This window comes from Streptomyces brevispora, assembly GCF_007829885.1.
GTDB lineage: Bacteria > Actinomycetota > Actinomycetes > Streptomycetales > Streptomycetaceae > Streptomyces > Streptomyces brevispora.
The window spans coordinates 5,196,536-5,212,414 of sequence record NZ_VIWW01000001.1 but is presented as its reverse complement, the minus strand read 5'-3'; the positions used below and the strand labels follow the sequence as shown (position 1 = coordinate 5,212,414).

Annotated in this window: 11 protein-coding genes and 1 pseudogene; 2 read left to right on the top strand and 10 right to left on the bottom strand. The window is 71.1% G+C overall.

Features of this window, described 5'->3' with window-relative positions; genetic code table 11:
- Positions 1 to 140: 140 nt before the first annotated feature.
- The 5 genes and pseudogenes from FHX80_RS35235 to FHX80_RS24145 all read right to left on the bottom strand — a co-directional run.
- Positions 141 to 388, bottom strand: a pseudogene (locus FHX80_RS35235) (hypothetical protein); the annotation flags it as partial.
- Between the two features lie 165 nt (positions 389 to 553).
- Positions 554 to 1,873, bottom strand: coding sequence for a TIGR02679 family protein (locus FHX80_RS24160; RefSeq protein ID WP_341874030.1), 1,320 nt, complete (start codon positions 1,871 to 1,873; stop codon positions 554 to 556).
- Positions 1,864 to 6,156: a TIGR02680 family protein gene (locus FHX80_RS24155; protein WP_145766121.1), complete on the bottom strand. Its 4,293-nt coding sequence runs from the start codon at positions 6,154 to 6,156 to the stop codon at positions 1,864 to 1,866. Before FHX80_RS24155 ends, FHX80_RS24160 begins: the two co-directional genes overlap by 10 nt.
- Positions 6,153 to 7,388, bottom strand: coding sequence for a TIGR02678 family protein (locus FHX80_RS24150; RefSeq protein ID WP_145766120.1), 1,236 nt, complete (start codon positions 7,386 to 7,388; stop codon positions 6,153 to 6,155). Before FHX80_RS24150 ends, FHX80_RS24155 begins: the two co-directional genes overlap by 4 nt.
- The gene (locus FHX80_RS24145) at positions 7,385 to 8,965 is read right to left on the bottom strand and encodes a TIGR02677 family protein (protein ID WP_145766119.1); all 1,581 of its coding nucleotides are present in this window, start codon (positions 8,963 to 8,965) and stop codon (positions 7,385 to 7,387) included. The genes FHX80_RS24150 and FHX80_RS24145 overlap by 4 nt, the downstream gene beginning before the upstream one ends.
- A gap of 569 nt (positions 8,966 to 9,534) precedes the next feature.
- Between FHX80_RS24145 and FHX80_RS24135 the strand changes: the two genes are divergently transcribed.
- Complete coding sequence (locus FHX80_RS24135) at positions 9,535 to 10,071, top strand: hypothetical protein (RefSeq protein ID WP_145766117.1); 537 nt, start codon at positions 9,535 to 9,537, stop codon at positions 10,069 to 10,071.
- A 127-nt stretch (positions 10,072 to 10,198) separates the two neighbouring features.
- Here FHX80_RS24135 and FHX80_RS24130 read toward each other — a convergent pair whose 3' ends face one another.
- On the bottom strand, positions 10,199 to 10,780 hold the full coding sequence (locus FHX80_RS24130; RefSeq protein ID WP_145766116.1) for a rhodanese-like domain-containing protein: 582 nt from the start codon (positions 10,778 to 10,780) through the stop codon (positions 10,199 to 10,201).
- An 85-nt stretch (positions 10,781 to 10,865) separates the two neighbouring features.
- On the opposite strand from FHX80_RS24130, the gene FHX80_RS24125 reads away from it, so the two are divergent.
- The gene (locus FHX80_RS24125) at positions 10,866 to 11,144 is read left to right on the top strand and encodes a metal-sensitive transcriptional regulator (RefSeq protein WP_145766115.1); all 279 of its coding nucleotides are present in this window, start codon (positions 10,866 to 10,868) and stop codon (positions 11,142 to 11,144) included.
- Positions 11,145 to 11,205: 61 nt separating this feature from the next.
- On the opposite strand, the gene FHX80_RS24120 is transcribed toward FHX80_RS24125, so the two are convergent.
- The 4 genes from FHX80_RS24120 to FHX80_RS24105 all read right to left on the bottom strand — a co-directional run bounded on the left by FHX80_RS24120 (position 11,206) and on the right by FHX80_RS24105 (position 15,847).
- Positions 11,206 to 11,958, bottom strand: a complete 753-nt coding sequence (locus FHX80_RS24120) for a sulfite exporter TauE/SafE family protein (protein WP_145766114.1) — start codon at positions 11,956 to 11,958, stop codon at positions 11,206 to 11,208.
- Positions 11,955 to 13,343, bottom strand: coding sequence for an MBL fold metallo-hydrolase (locus FHX80_RS24115; protein ID WP_145766113.1), 1,389 nt, complete (start codon positions 13,341 to 13,343; stop codon positions 11,955 to 11,957). The genes FHX80_RS24120 and FHX80_RS24115 overlap by 4 nt, the downstream gene beginning before the upstream one ends.
- 373 nt (positions 13,344 to 13,716) lie before the next feature.
- Positions 13,717 to 14,775, bottom strand: coding sequence for a vWA domain-containing protein (locus FHX80_RS24110; RefSeq protein WP_145766112.1), 1,059 nt, complete (start codon positions 14,773 to 14,775; stop codon positions 13,717 to 13,719).
- A gap of 355 nt (positions 14,776 to 15,130) precedes the next feature.
- Positions 15,131 to 15,847 (bottom strand): TetR/AcrR family transcriptional regulator, encoded by a 717-nt coding sequence (locus tag FHX80_RS24105; RefSeq protein ID WP_145766111.1) that lies wholly within the window; start codon positions 15,845 to 15,847, stop codon positions 15,131 to 15,133.
- Positions 15,848 to 15,879: the final 32 nt, after the last annotated feature.

Sequence of the window (15,879 nt, the reverse complement as noted above, 5' to 3'; positions counted from 1 at the left end):
ATGCCGCCGCGCCCCTTACGAACCGCATTCGTGCGGTGCGTGGGGGGCGCGGTGGCGTCGGGGGCGGAGAGGGCCGGAGGTTCCCGGCAGAGCAGGCCGTTTCGTGACAGGTTGGAGGATTCGGACGCACAGGGGCAGAATCAGTGGGCCCATGCTCCCGGAGGATCAAGGGACCGGCTGGGCTCACCGTGCCAGGAAGTCAGGAAGTGGTGAGAGCGTCCCTTGCTCTGGTGGCCGCGACGAACAGCAAGGAGCGCGCACACCGCAGTTCGCGCCGGTGGTGCAGCCGGTCGGTCCGCTCGCAGGTATTCACGGCCGAGCGGGGAACCAGGCCCTCCGAGACACCAGCGATGATCATGCAGCGGTACTCGAGCCTCAACCATGAGTACGTGCGCTGGTAGAGCGGTACCTGGAACTGCTGGGTCCGGCCCTGCATCAGGTCGGCGAAGACCGTCTCTTTGGCCTGCATGGAGGCTCCCTCTCCGAGGTTGACCGGCCGGGATGACCGTTGATGACCGATGACGAAATCAGGTACCTCGGACAACGGTCGTCGTCATGGCGTAGACATGGACAAAGTCGGCCTCCCTCGTCCGAGATCGGACAGCAGGTCGTTCAGCACCGCCTCCTCCTCCAGCCGCACACCTGACTGCTCCAGCGCCTCCGGAAGTTCCGGGTCCCACGGAGCATCGCACCGGGCCCCCGCGAGGGGTGGGCCGGCGGGCAGCGTGCGCACCGCGGCGCGGTAGTCGGCCGCGGTGTAGCGCCAAGGGCTCCAGGGCACCCGGCGCAGCAGTGCGGCGGCGATACGCAGGCCGCCCCAGTCGAAGTCCCCGTGGTAGCGGAAGCGGGCGCCGTGCGTGTGGAGGTGGCGCAGGAGGGCGAGGGCGGCGGCGGACGGCTGCCCCTGGAGACAGACCAGGGGTGCGCAGTGAGCGCCGTACGTGTCGGCGGCCGCGGCGAGTACGGCCGGGTTCTCGCAGATCCGGACCGTCGGTGGCGCGGAGAGGGGCGGGCATCGGGTCAGCTGCCGCAGGGTCAGTACGGCGGGCTCGCCCGCGTCGGCCATCCAGTCCAGGGCAGGTGTGCCCCGCAGGTTCAGGGCGAGCACGGTCGAGGACAGCTCGTCACGCAGGAGTCCCGCCGATGCCCATACCTCGCGTCGCCACTGCGCGCCGCTTCCGTCCGGAGAGCCCGTCAGTGCCCGGACGCCGGAGAGAGTGAGGGTGCAGAGCGGGGTTCCTTCGTCCAACGCGTGTGCGCTGCCGAGGAGTCGGGAGGAGAACGCGGGAAGCGAAACCGGTGGCTCGACCGGGAGGGCGCGCAGGACGGTGGCGGTGCGGCCGAGCAGATCGGCCGCCTCGGTTGGCACACCTGTGAGGCGCCGCACCTGCCCGCCGCTCCGGAGCCGCTCGGCCCAGCCCTGGAGGGCGGGGACCTCGTCGGCCAGGGCGTCGAGCGGAGCGTACGCCTCCCGCCAGGCCCGCTGTTCCTCGGCCCGGGCCTGGTCGAGGAGCGTGACCGGCCCGGTGAGCGCGACCACTGCCGCGGCGAGCCCCGCTGGGCTGATTCCGGAGCGACGCAACAGGTCGTCCACAGCGTCGAGGCGCACGGACAAGGACCGCCCACCGCCCGGAGCACGCCCCAACAGTCTTTCCGCGACTGCTCGTTGGTCTGCGGTGGCCGCACTCAGCGAGACCGGTCCGGTGAGCGGCTGCCCGCGCTCCAGGCGTCGGCGCGCACGGTCGACCAGCCAGCCGAGTCCCGGGTCGCCGAGGAGTCTACGCAGCCGTACGTCATCGACGGTCACGGCCGTGACGGGCGTCGGTTCCAGCGGGTCCGGTCCGCCGCCGGCCGCTTCGGGAGTCAGTTCCACAGCGGGTCCGGTCCGCCACCGGCCGCTTCGGCCCGGGGTACGGGAATCGAGTGCTCGGGCCTCGCCGGGTCCGGACCGCGCCGCCTTCGTGTGCCATCCCACTCCCACCGGGTGACGAGCACCGCCGCGACCTCGTCGATCCGGGACAGTTGGGCGATGGCGATGCCGGGCACCTGGGGGTAGCAGGCCCACTCGCGTTCGCTGGTCATCACGACGTCGAGGTCGAAGGCGTGCAGCAGTCCGAGGCACTTGGCGCGCGAGTCGTCGTCCACTCCGGCGAACGCCTCGTCGAGGGTGACCAGGCGCGGTGCGTACGGGCTGCCCGCGCTCGCGTAGTGGGAGGACGCGGCGGCGAACAGCGGCACCGAGACGGCCAGCACCCTCTCGCCGCCCGACGCCGGTCCCGTGGCCGGTACCCAGCGGCCGTGCTGGTGCCGCTCGACCCCGAACTCGTGCCAGGTCCGGTAGTCGAGTGCGGCGGTGAGGTGATCCAGCCAGCTGCCCGAGGCGTCGTCGGTGTGCTGACGCGCGATCTGCTCCTGAAGGAACTCGCCCACGGCCGCGCGGTCCTCGGCGGTCCAGATGTCGGCCGACCGGCGCAGCCGGTCCCTGGCCTGGGCGAGCCCGGCGGGAGCCTTGCGGGATGCCCGCCACACCAGCCTCAGCCGCATGCCGGTGGAGGTCGGCCGCTCCTCCAGCTCGACGTTCATGTCCCGCACCTGCCGCTCGGCCGCACCGATCAGCTCCTGGAGCGTCCCCGCGACCTCGGTGACCAGATGGGTCTCCAGGATCTCCCGTTCCCGCGCGGACAGGATGCGGGCCAGTTCGCCGACCTCGGCGGCCAGCGCCCCGGCCAGTTCCGGTACGGCTCGTTCGCGGCCCTGATAGACGATGTCGACGACCATGCCGTCCTCCACCATCCGGGCAGAAGCGCTGTGCCCGTGCCGGGACAGCGTGTCCTGGAGGGTCTTGAACTCCTCACTGAGCCGGCGCTGTACCCGTTCCCAGGCGCTGTCGGAGTCGTCGGTGGCAGACAGTCCCGCGTCGACGGCGCGGGCCAGCGTGATGGCAGGGGTGGCGGCCCACGTGCCGCCGTCCACGGCGGGCACCGCGATGCCGGGCAGCGCCACGGCCATCAACCCGGTATCGGTGAACCGCTGGAGCGCGGCAACGGCCTCCGTACGCGCCTCTGCCGCCTCTCTCAGCCCTTCGTGCAACTGCTCGATACGGCCTTCGGCCTTGCCCGCCGCCCTGTCCGCCTCGGCGTGGCGCCGGTGGCCGGCCCGCTGCTCGCTCTCGCACGTGCGCAGCGCTTCCGCGGTCTGTGCCAGCATGCGCTGGAGTTCGTCGACGGCGGCGCCGACCGTGGAGCGCAGAGCGCTGAAGCGCTCGTCGGCGGCTGCTGCCTCGCTCTCCGCCTCCTTGGTGCGTGCTGTGAGCTCCGCGGCCCGCTCTGCGGCCTGCCCGGCCTCGGCACGCTCGTCCGCCGCCTGTCCGCCGGCCTCGCCGCGTTCACGCAGGGCGGGCCAGAGGGCGGCCAGCACGGCGGCGAGGGAGCCGAGCGCGTCACGCACCGCGGTCAGCCCTTCCTCGTCGGCCGGCATGCGCAGGTCCTCGGCGGTCCGGGTGAGATCGGCCGCGGCCGACTCGCTCCGCTCAGCCGCCTCCACCAGTGCGGCGGCCCGCTCCTCACGCCGTTCACCGGTCCGGTGCAGGGACTCGGCGGCGACCGCCACTCGCGCGTGCGCGCGAGTAAGGGCACCTTCGTCCGGTACGTCCGCCACCTCGGTCTCCAGGACCCGCCGGCGGGCGGCCACCGTGGCGGCCAGTTCCGCGATGGTGGCCAGTTCTCCCTGAAGCAGGCCGAGTTCGGCACGGATGGCTGCGACACGGGATCGCCGTGCGGCCTCCCTCGCGCCCTCGCCGATGTACTCGGCGGAGGCCTTGGTCCAGCGGCCCGTCAGCGCGCCGACCCGGAAACGGCCGTCGACCGCCGCCCAGGTTCCGGCTTCGCCACCCAGCTCATCGGCCGGCTCAGCACGCTGGTCACCACTCCGTTCACCGCTCGGCTCAGCACCCCGTTCGCCACTCCGTTCACCTCTCGGCTCATCGGCTTCCGGCCCGGTGCCGATCGCGGTGAGCAGCCGGGCCACCGTGTCCTCGCCCACCGCCGCGGCCCCGGCGTCCCCGTGGTCCACGGCCGGGCACAGCAGCCGCGCGAGCGACGTGCCCCGGACCGGGCCCGCGGCCGGGGCGAGCAGCACCTCGTGGCTGTCGGCGGTGAGTACCGCGCCGTCGGGGAGCACCCAGGCATCCAGCATCCCGGACGCCTCCAAGGCGGCCTCAAGACCGGCGCGTTCCTTCTCGGAGAGCTCGTCCTCGAAGTCCACCAGCCGCCACAGGGGGGCGCCCGTCAGCCGTTCACGCAGACCGGCGGTACGGGTGGGCGGCGGCTGCGGCGGACGCCGCCCGCCGGCCTCCAGCGCGGCCAGTTCCTGCCGCAGCCCGCCGGCCCGTCCGGTGAGTTCGGTCCGGCGCAGGGCGGCCCCGGCCGTCTGCTCGGCCAGGCGCGCGGAGGCCGCGCTATGGGCGCGCGCGGCCTCGGCCCGCGCCGGGTAGGGACCGTTGAGGCGGTCCACCCATTCCTGGAGTTCGTCCAGCAGACCGGGCTCATCCGGATAGGCGAGTTCGGTCCAGCCACGGGCGCGGGTGCGAACTGCGTCCAGCAGTGCCCGTCCGGCGTGCGCCACGTCCTGCTCGGCCAGGCCGAGCTCCGCCGCGGCCTCGGCCAGGTCAGCATCGGCCTCGTCCAGCCGGACGGCCTGGTTGCGCCGTTCCTCCGAGGCCTGGGCGGCGATCCGGGCGAGGCCCACCACATGGGTGAGCGCACGTCGGCCCCGCTCCACGGACTGCTCGACGGAGCTGCGCAGTTCACTCACGGTGCGCCCGTCGTGCAGGCTGTCGTTCAGGCAGCTGGGCAGCCCGCTGGGCAGTCCGCCGTGCAGCCCGTCGTTGCCCGGCAGGACGACCCGGGCGGCGGCGGCCGCGTCGCCCGCCTGCCGATAGGTTTCCCTGGCGTGCTGGTCGGCCGCCCGCAGCCGGTTCTCGGCTGCCCCGAGCCGCTCCAGGCCCTTGTGGTGCAGCCGTACCGCCTGTTCCCGGTCGCTCCGCGCACGCTCTGCCGCGCGCGCCGTGCGATCCACCTCGTGGTGTGCCTGGTCGAGATTCCTGGCGCTGCGCATCTCGGGGCTCTCCCGCAGGGCGGCGTCCTGGGCGCGGAGCCGGTTGTGCTGTTCCTCCAGCACGGCGGTGAGCTCCGCTGCCGCCTGCCGCTCCTCCTCGGCCCTGGCCTGTTGTCCCTGCGCCTCGGTGAGGTCGCGTTGGCGTTGCTCGTAGCGGGAGTGCTCGGCGCGGGGCAGCCGGGCGCGGCGGCGGGTGGCGATGCGGGCGTAGCGCCGGTAGTGCTCCAGGAAGTCGGCGGCGGCACGCTCCGCCGCGGAGGCGGCCGTCAGTTCGGCCTTCTCCTCGTCGAGCGAGCGGAACGCCTCGGCCACGTCGGCGATGACGGCCTGGTCCACCGGTGGCAGGGCCTCGGTGAGCGCGCGGGACAGGGCTGCCTCGTTGGGGCGCTTGGACAGCTGGGGCTGACGCAGCTGGACGAGCAGGTCGACCAGGGCGCCGTAGCGCTGCTCGCCGAGCCCGAACAGTGCCTCGTCGACGGCTCTGCGGTACGTCCTGGCCTGGTCGTACACCATGCCGTGGCCGGTGACGGCTTCGACGAGACGGTCCCTCGAGAGGGCCGTGCCGGTGGCGTCGACCAGGCTGAGGAACCCTTCCGCGGGTGTATCGGGTCCGTGCTGGACGCGCTGCCCGGTGACCGCGTACCAGTGCCGGGCGATCCCGCGTCCGCTCACCGCCTTCAGTCCGCACAGCAGCGTACGGAAGTGGCTCTCCCCACTGGTCGCGTCGAGTCTGCCGAACTCGATCCAGGTGTAGCCGAGGCGTTCGGTGTGCGGGTGCTCGCCGCCGAGCAGGAGGTTCCACTCCATCCGCTTCCCCGGATCACCGTCCGGTTCCACCCGTCGCGGGCTCAGGTCGCCGTCGAGGAGGAAGGGCAGCGTGAGCGCGAGCACCTTGGATTTGCCGGTGCCGTTGTTGCCTCGCAGCAGCAGACGCCCGTCACGGAAGTGGAACTCCTCCACGTCGTAGTGGAAGAGGTCGACGAGCCCGATCCGCAGAGGCTGCCAGCGGGTGCGGAGCGGTTCGGGAAGTGCGTTGGTCACGCCTGGCGGGCCTTTCGCTGTGCCGGCAGGCGTACTTTGCCGGCTTCGAGTACGAGCGGTTCGCCGACCGCGTAACGGGCCAGCGCGGGGCGGGGCTCGGCCCCGTCGGCGGTCCGGGAGACCAGGCCGAGGGCGGCGAGCCGGGCGACGGCCTGCTCGACGAGCTCGGCCTCCGTGCCCGGCTCCCGCGCGGCCTTGGCCCAGAACGTGCCGTGCACGGCGGCGAGTTCCCGCACCCGCCGGGCGAGCTGGTCGGTGGTGACCGGTCTGCCCGCTCCGGCCAGGTACTCGGCGAGCAGCAGGGTGATGTGGCCGTGGGTGCCCTGCTCGGGCATCCGTACGTCGGTGAGGTCGTCCTCGGGATCGACCATGGCGATGCCTTCGGCCCGGATCTCGGGCACCAGACCGGTCAGCTCGGCCACCCGGGCGGTGAGGAACCCCCGCTGCCTGGTGAGGTAGCTGAGTTCGGCGTCGCTCAGCTCGTCGTAGTAGAGCACCGGGTCGTCGAGCAGCCTGCGGGTGAGTGTCTGCCGCATCGCGCGGAAGCGGAGGTCGTCGCTGTCCAGGGCGGTTTCGGCGACGAGCTGCGCCAGCCGGTCAGCGGTGGCTTCGGCCTGCACGGTGGAGGGCCCGCGGCGCGTCGCGAGCAGTCCTGCCAGCGCCCGGCGTTCCACGTCGTAGAGCACGTCACCCGCGCCGTTCACATATGCGTCCTCGTCTCCGGCGACCCGGCGCAGCACGCCGAGACCGAGCAGGAGCCGCACGACGGCCGCGAGGTCGAGGCGCTCGTCCCGGCGGTCGAGCGTGAACTGGATGCCCGACGCGACGAGCCCGGGATCGGTGGCGTCGAGGACGACCTGGTCGGCGAGACGGCCGAGAGCGATCTGCGCCTCGCCGCGCTCCAGGGCGGCGAGGGCCAGGCAGAGCAGGACGTAGCGGCGGCGGGTGAAGGGGGCGGCGGCGCGGGTCGCATCACATGCGGGGTGTGTGGAGTCGTGGAGCACCCCGGGGATCTTGCGCAACCGGGCGGTCTCGGCGTCCACATGGAGCGGCCAGCCGGTGTTGCGGTCGAACCACTCGCGGAGTTCGGAGGCGTGCCGTCGCACGAGCCGGAACTCCTGCGCGTGCTTGCCGTGGGAGAGGAGAAGAGGCTGCTTCAGCAGGGCGCGGGCGGCCTTGCGGAGCTCAGCGGCGTGCTGACCGTCGAGCACTTCGGCCAGTGGCGTGGTCATCGTTCGCCTTCTCCGTGCGTGAGTACGTCGCCGTCGGTCAGGTCGACGATCTCGATGAGGTGATCGGGGCCGTGAAACGTCCCCGATGGCGTGCGGATCTGTGCCGTCGTCCCTTCGGCCAGCGCGCTGAGTCTGATCTCCATGGAGCCGTCGTTGCTGGTGGCCACGGTGTGCCGCATTCCGGGTCGCCATGTGGCCAGTGCGTCGCCGAGCAGTTGGAGGAAGAGTCCGAAGGACACCGGGTCGAACTCGCCGAGTTCGGACAGCCTGACCGCGCCGTCCGTGACGAGCCGGGCCCGGGCCGCAGCGATCTCGGCCACCTGTTTGGCCGCCACCTCGGCGAGGTGGCGGCGCCGCTCCTGACGATCCTCGACCTTGCGGGGTTTGCCCCGCCGCTCGTAACTTCCGGTGCGGCGCAACTGGGGGCTGATCCGCAGCGGCGCCGCGGCGGCCCAGGGGGTGGATGCGGGCACCGGTGCAGTCACGCGGGCGGCCAGGGTGTCCGCGTCGATCGTGAGGTGACGGGCGGGATGGAGCCCGAAAGCCGCCCGCCACAACCGGTGCCGCGACGCATCGTCGGCGGCCTCGGCGAACCAGCGGGCGAGCGTGCGGAAATCGGCGGAACGGTCAGACCGCCCGGCCCGGCGCTCCCCCAGCACCCGGACGACGGCCAGCATCTGCGGGATCGCCCCCAGGGCTCGGCCACGCAGCAGCCTGGCCTGCGACTCGCGTCCGTTCCGGGTGAGGAACCACGCCGCGAGTCCGTCCCAGCGACCGGCCCAGTGCGCGTACGCCTCCTGCGCGGCGGACTCCGCCTCCTCGGGCGCGGCGTCAGCCGCTTCCCGTCCGGCGGCAGCCCTGAGCAGGACCTCGATCCTGCCCGACTCCTCCAGCTCCAGAATGAGCTGGGCAATGCGCCCGCCCAAGGTGATCAAGTCCTGGATGAAGCGCTCCAGATACTGGATGAGGCGATCCTTGTACGCGAGGAAGACCGCTTCCTCCACCTCATGCAGATCAATGGTGCGCTGCAACGAGCCCATGAACGCGCGGGCGTTGTCGGCGAGGGCGGCGAACCGGCTCGCGAGCGCGTCGAACGCGAGGTACGTCTTGCCGGGATCCGGCTGCTCGTCGGCGGTGAGCACGAGGAGGGCCCGCAGTTGCGTGACGATGTCGTGCAGTGCGATGGCCTGGAGGGCGCCACGCCGCCCGAGCGCCTCGTCGTAGGCGGCAAGGGCCTCCTCTGCCGCTTCCCCGGCCCGGGTCAGCTGATAGATGAAGCGCTTGCGATAGAAATCCTCGACGGCGCTGACCCGCCCCGTGTCGGGGTCGGCCCGAAGATTCCCCCACCCGACCAGCTTGTCCAGTGCCTTGACGACCCCGTCGAGCTCAGCCGGCCGCACCTCCCCGGGCAGCGCGGCGTACACGTCCTCGGGGCGCAGATGCACGGCGAAGTGCTCCTTGGCCATGACGAACGCCCGCATCACCTGGCGGTAGAGGGCGGTGTTCTGCACGGTGAGGTGAGCAAACGGACTGAACCCGTCCGGCCCGGGGGTCGGAGCGGTGGCGCTGACGGTCATCCCCAGCCATTTTGCCGTACCGGCAACGCTTCCGGACGGGGACCAAAACACTTGGCCGATTAGCGCCGGTATGCGGATAGTGCCGGATTCCCCGGCGCGATCCCGCAGGCCCCGGGCCGCCCATGGAGTGACGGCGACAAGAGGAGATGCGCCATGGCCCCCGTATACCCCGCCCGCGTCGCAAGCCGGCCACGATCCCTTTCCAGCCACTGCGCAGCCGCTCCTTCGGAGCGTTGGGCTCCGATGCCTCCTCCGCCACCGACGTCCTCGACCGGTACGAACGCCGGATCAGCCATCCGGGCGCCGCATGCGACCACCGGACCTCGGAACTCGCCTTGCCTCGACTTCGCCCAGCCGTCCAGCCAACCGGCGCCCGGTTCCGGGCCGCCGGTTCAACGGCGGCCGATGACACCTGCGGGCGCTCCTGAACGGAAGCGAGCACACCTGCGCACGACTTGAGTACAGCCACCAATGGGCCCTTCACCCGTATTCGCCGGACCCCCGTCTCGTCGGCGGTCTACTGTCGGACACGCCGCGCTGCCCACTGTGGGCACTTGAGGAGGAACTCTGTGTCATCGCCCTACGGCCCCCAGCGCGCTCCCGCCGGCGACGTGGGCGCGGCGATCATGATGATCGACTCCCGGCTCAGAAGCGTCCACGACGGCAGGACCGGGTCCGACCCCGAACAGCAGGCACTGGTGGACCAGTTCACCGCGTCCCTGGGGCCCAAGGGGGCCGAGGACCTGCTGGACGGCGCGTGCACGCTCATCTTCATGTTCGTGAAGTGGCTGCGGATGACCCACGAGCAACACGACAAGGACGTCATCGAGTACGTGGTGCCCAGCCTCGTGGCCACGATGCGCATGATGCCGAAGAGCGTGCCCCCGGAGGTCATTCCCACCATGGCCGGACTCGTCATCGCCGCGGCCACCGATCTGAGCCCCAACCTGTGGCGCAAACAGTACGGATACTGGACCGAGGAGGAGTTGACTCCCCTTGAGGCCACCGCCTTCCTGCTCGCGGAACACATCAACCGAATCACCGACGACCCGGACTTCGCCACCCGCATGGTCACCGAAGCCCTGTCCAGCGCGGACGAAGGCTGAATCGGTCCGACGACGTCATCCACGATTGACGCCGGGCGCCTCCCGGCCGGAGAGCCATAGAACCGGCGCGTGCACCGCGCCTGGGGCCCGGCCGCCGGGGTCGCCCAGCCCGAACGTGATTCCGCGGCTACCGCTGGTGCAGCGCGGTGAGCGTGGCGTCGAGGTCGGCGGGGCGGGGACGGTTGTGAGGCAGTTTGGCGAGGGCGGCGCCCATGCCGCAGGTGTTGGTGAGGGCGGAGAAGACCAGGCCGCTTCCGACGCCGGCGGAGAGCCAGCGGGCGGGGCGGTAGCGAGTGCCCGCGGCGAGCCCGAGGACGACGAGGGATCCGGCGGCGAAGCGGACCTGGCGTTCCATGCCCCAGACGCGGGAGGCGCTTGCGGGGCGGCGGAGGGCGTGGCCCTGTTCCACCCATGCGGTGGTGCCGCCGGTGAGGGTGGCCGCGGGAACGTCGGCGTCGGCGAGTTGATCGCATGCGGTGGCGGAGCGGTTGCCTGCGGCGCAGACGATCAACAGGTCGCCGCGGGCAGCGGCGGCCTTCAGTGCGGGCAGTGCGGTGGACAGGTGGTCCAGGGGGACGTTGTGGGCGCCGGGAACGTGGCCGGAGGCGTATTCGCCGGGGGTGCGCACGTCGATGACGGTGTAGTCGTCGAGCCGGGCCGCCGCCTCGGCGGGGAGGACGGAGCCGGGGTTGGAGGTGAAGGTGGTCATGTTCTGTGTTCCATTTCTGTGCGGGCCGGGGCGCGGGCCCCATACACGGTATAATACCCCTAGGGGTATCAATGGAGGAGGAAGCATGGAGCTGGACATGGCGGCCGATGAGCTGAAGTCGGTGCTCAACCGACTGAAGCGTGCTCAGGGGCAGATCGCCGGGATCATCAAGATGATCGAGGAGGGCCGGGACTGCGAGGACGTGATCACGCAGCTGGCCGCGGCCTCCCGCGCCCTCGACCGGGCCGGGTTCGCGATCATTGCGACGGGCCTGCAGCACTGCATGGCCGATGGCGGACAGGCGACCGGGGACCGGGACCAGATGCGGTCCCGTCTGGAGAAGTTGTTCCTCTCCCTGGCCTGACGGAGGCGGTCCGTTGCCGCGCACGGCAGCGGTGGCCCTCTCTCTGGCCCGGCGGCGGCGGTCATGTCAGCGCGTCGGCGAGCATGAATCCGGCGACCGCGAGGAGCATGACGGCGAACAGCCTCTGCAGCCCGCGCCCGGACACCTTCTCCGCCAGCCGTTTGCCGTCCCAGGCGCCCAGGATCGCGGCGCCCGTGAACGGTGCTATCACCGCCCAGTCCAGTCCCGCCGCACTGCCGGAGCGGGTGACCAGGGACGCCAGCGAGTTGACCGTGATAACCAGCAGGCTGGTCCCGACGGCGGCCTGCATCTCGAAGGCCAGGACAGTGACCAGCGCGGGAACCGCGAGGAACCCGCCGCCCACTCCGAGCAGTCCGGTCACCGCGCCCAGACCCGCCCCGGCTCCCCCGGCCCTGAGCGGCCGCACGGCCTGCGCGGGCCCGTCGGCCCGCGCAGGGGTGGGGCGCAGCATCTTCAGGGCCGCGAGGGCCGCGATCGCGGCGAAGGCGGCGGTGAGCACCGGCTGCGGGAGTCGGGCAGCCAGCAGTCCGGCCAGTGCGGCGGGGATGACGCCGGCGGCGGCGAAGGCGGCTCCGACTTTCCAGCGGACGTGTCCGGCCCGGGCTCGGGCGTACAGAGCAGTCACGGAGGTAGCGGTGACGATGAGCAGGCTCGCGGTGGTGGCCGCGGCCGGAGTGAAGCCGAGCAGATAGATCAGCGCCGGGACGGCCAGAACGCCGCCGCCTCCCCCGAGCGCCCCGAGCGCCAGACCGACCACTGCCCCGGCTACCAGGGCCAGGATCAGGGCACTCACGCTATCGAACCGCCCCTGCCGCCGGAGGCGGTGACGGTCAGGCCGGCGCTGCGGGCGGCGTCGAAGCCGTCGTCGACGGCGACCACGTCACGGCCTTCGGCATCGAGCAGGGACGCGGCGATCGCGGCGCGCATTCCGCCGGCACAGTGCACCCACACCAATCCGGCCGGAACCTCGCCGGTGCGCGCGCGCAGTTCGTGGACGGGGATGTGTACCGAGCCCCGCACGTACTCGTCGGCGCGTTCGGAGTCGCGGCGCACATCCAGCACCACCAGGTCTTCGCCGCGCTCGATCGCCTGCTTCAGGGCGGCGAAGTCGGCGCGCGGGAAGGAACGCAGGTCCTCGCCCGTCCGCAGCCAGGAGGACGGCTCTCCGGTGGCGGCGGCAGCAGGACGCTCGATGCCGACCCGCACCAATTCCCTTTGTGCTTCGGCGAGTTGTTCAGCGGATGCGGCGAGCAGGGTGACGGGCTTGCCCCACGGGATGAGCCAGGCCAGATAGGTGGCGAGCTTGCCCTCGGCCTCGAAGTTGAACGTCCCGGCCACATGCCCCTGCGAGAACGCGGTGCGGCTGCGCAGGTCGACGACCCATTCCCCGGCGGCCAGTCGCTGGGCGATCTCCTCGCCGTCGGCCGTCCTGGGCGGGGTCAGGTCCACCGGGGCGGGGCCGTCGGCGTTGATCGGGCCCATGTGCGCGTAGTAGGCGGGCACATCCTCCAGCCCGGCGAGCATCTGCGCCACGAAGGTGTCGAGGTCCTGGGTCAGGGCGCTGTTGCCGGTCCGCTCCTTGCCGATCGTGGTGGCATCGCCTTCGGCCTGGGAGGAGGAGCAGAAGCTCCCGAACCCATGGGTGGGCAGCACCCGCACATCGTCGTGGAGTTCATCGGCCAGCCGGTGGGCGGAGGCGTGCTGGGCGCGGGCCAGCTGTGCGGTCAGCCGCGGCTCGACCAGGTCGGGACGCCCCACCGTGCCGATCAGCAGCGACCCGCCGGTGAACGCGGCCACCTCCCGCCCGTCCTCGACCAGCACGTATGACGTGTGGTGCGGGGTGTGACCGGGAGTGGCCAGCGCCCGCAGGCTCAGGCCGGTATCGACGGCGATGCTGTCGCCGTCGGCGACCGGGACCCGGTCGAAGGAGACCCGGGCCGCCGCGGGCACCAGATACTGCGCGCCGGTCAGCCGGGCCAGCTCCAGACCACCGGTGACGTAGTCGTTGTGCACGTGCGTCTCCACCACGTACCCGATCCACACCCCGCGGCCGGCCGCGGCCGCCATGACCCGCTCCACGTCGCGCGGCGGGTCGACGACCACCGCCGTCACGGCTCCGCCTGCGAGATAGCTGCGGTTGCCCAGTCCCTCGGTCTCCAGGACGTCCACAAAGAACACGGTCGGCTCCTTCCATCGCCATTTACCCCGGGGGGTATCTTCTTTCCACTGTAACAGCAATACCCCCCAGGGTATTGCTGAGACGATGAAAGCGCAGGTCAGAGCCCTGTTCGTACGGCTTTCCCACGGGTACCGGCCCGGTCGGGCGCCGCGGGGTGCTGCTGGACAGACCGATCGACCGGCGACCGGCGACCGGCGACCGGCGACCGGCGACCGGCGACCGGCGACCGGTAAACACGAGAAGCCCCTGGCGAACACGGGTGGTCTCGATAGAGAACCCGTCCACCAGGAGCTTCGCCACGTCATTCAGGTATCCGGCCCGACGACACCGCCATCAGGCCGAAGGAACCTCGTTGATGGGACCCCTTGAATTTCAGAGCATGATGAGCAGACGCGTCTTCGGCTTGAGCTTCCTGTTCACCGAACGGCTCTGCACGTACACCTCCAGCTTGGGATTGTTCCCCGCCTTCACGGAGACGGTCCCCTGGATACCCGTACCGAACAGAAGACTGCGTGCCGCGTCGCCCGTATAAGCGCGATCGGTGTCCTTCTCGACCACGATGACTTCCTTGTTCGGCTGAACCTGAGCCCGGGCGCCCAATTGGTAGTAACACGCGCCGCGTTCGTAGGTCACGCCCGGATGTGAATTGACGAAGGGGCGAATCTCGACCTCTGTGTCGACCTTCAGGAGCCGATACTTGTCGGCCGGAATCGGTTCGAGGTTCGCCCGCACCTCGTCGACCGATATGTCCTGGCCGACGGCGAACAGGTTCTTTGTGCCGCGCACGCCCTGCTCGCGGCCCCGGAGGAAGCTGGTGGCGGCAGCGCGCACGGTGCCGATCGCCTCCTCGACCCCCTCCTGGGAGTCCGCGTCCCAGATGGCGATGTTCCCGGCCGGGAAGCCGTAGTTCTGGGCGGTGCGCTTCGCCAGGGAGTTCGGAACGAGGATCGCGGAGGTCCAGTGGCCCGGGAGTCCGCCCATCTTCGCCGCGATCTTGTCGAGCCAGGGACCGAGGATGGCCATGTCGCCGTCGTGCCGCCGGTCGCCGCCGGAGGCGTTCTCCTCGCCGTCCGTCACCACGATCTGGAGAAAGCTGTGTTCGCCGTACTGCTCCCATATGTGGCCCAGGTCGTCCAGGGACTTCAAGGAAGCCTCGATGAGCGCCGTAGCACCATTGTTGACCTTGTACAGCCCCCGCATGGACGGCAGATGCTTCACGTCCATGTCCCAGACCAGGTTCTCCACCCTGTGGTCGAAGGAATAGAGACTGATCCGGGTCTCATGTCCGAGGCTGTCCGACTCGGCCTTCAGGCCCGCCACGAACTCGTCCACGACACGAATGAGCTGACCCTGGTGCGGGCGCATGGAACCTGAACAGTCCACTACCAGCGCGACGTGGTTCACCTTGTGCTGGATCTTATTGGCGGACACGATTCTGCTCCTTCTCCGAGGCTCCCCGAGTGATACCTGAACTCTATGGGGAGCCACTGACAACGAGTTTGACGCTCAATCACGACCGAGCCGAGATCTCTCCGTCAGGCCCGTCAGGCCCGTCGGACAACGGCGACGGCCTGACGGGCGGGTGCGAAGACGGTGGACCCGAGCGGGACGATGCACGCGAGCACCCCCACACCGAAGCGGCCGCCGGATATCTCATCAGCCTCGCGGAACGGGGCTGCCGGCCGGCACTCCGGGGCGAAACCGTGCGCGACGACGCGAACGGTCCGGGTGGCGGCCCGGCGGATCACGGCCGGGAAGCCGATGCGCGAGCCGTTCAGCTCCCGACTCAGCCGGGCTCCCCGCCCGCCACCGGCAGCCTCGCCTCGACGGCGTCGAGCAGCAGCTCCAGCGCGAACGGATAGCCGCTGAACTTCATCTCGTGGGCCAGCAGGCGCACGGTGGCGGCGATGTGTGGGTAGGCGCTCGCATCCAGCCGTCCGTAGCGGTCCTGCCACACCTGGAGATCGGCCGACTGGGCGGAATGCGGCAGTGCGAGGGCAGCCGCGTCCAGGGCCGCGAAGGCCAGCGCCTGGTCCACGAAGGCGTGATAGATCCGGACCGCTTCCCGGTCACCGAAGCCCGCCGACCGCAGCACGCCGAGGATCATCTCCACGGCCCTCAGCTCGTTGTCCCGACCGGTCGTCCGGTGCGCGGCGAGCAGAGCGGCCTGCGGGTGCGCCTGGTACGAGGCGTGGACGCGCAGACCCAGCTCGCACAGGTCGAAACGCCACTTGCCGGTGGGCCTCCAGCCGAGCTGGGCACGGCCGATGAGCTCGTCGGCGACCGCCAGCAACAGGTCGTCGGTGTTGCGGAAGTACCGGTAAAGCGCACTGGGGTCGGCACCAAGCGCCCCGCCCAGCCGCCGGACCGTCAACGCGTCCGCACCGTGCTGGCCGACCAGGCGCAGCGCCGTCTCCACGATGACTTGTTCGGACAGCACGGTGCCCTGCTTCGTCGGCCGCCTGCGCTGTCGTTGCGGCTCCGGAACCACACGCTCGCTCATGACCGGAGCTTACGACAACGCCATTGACCTGT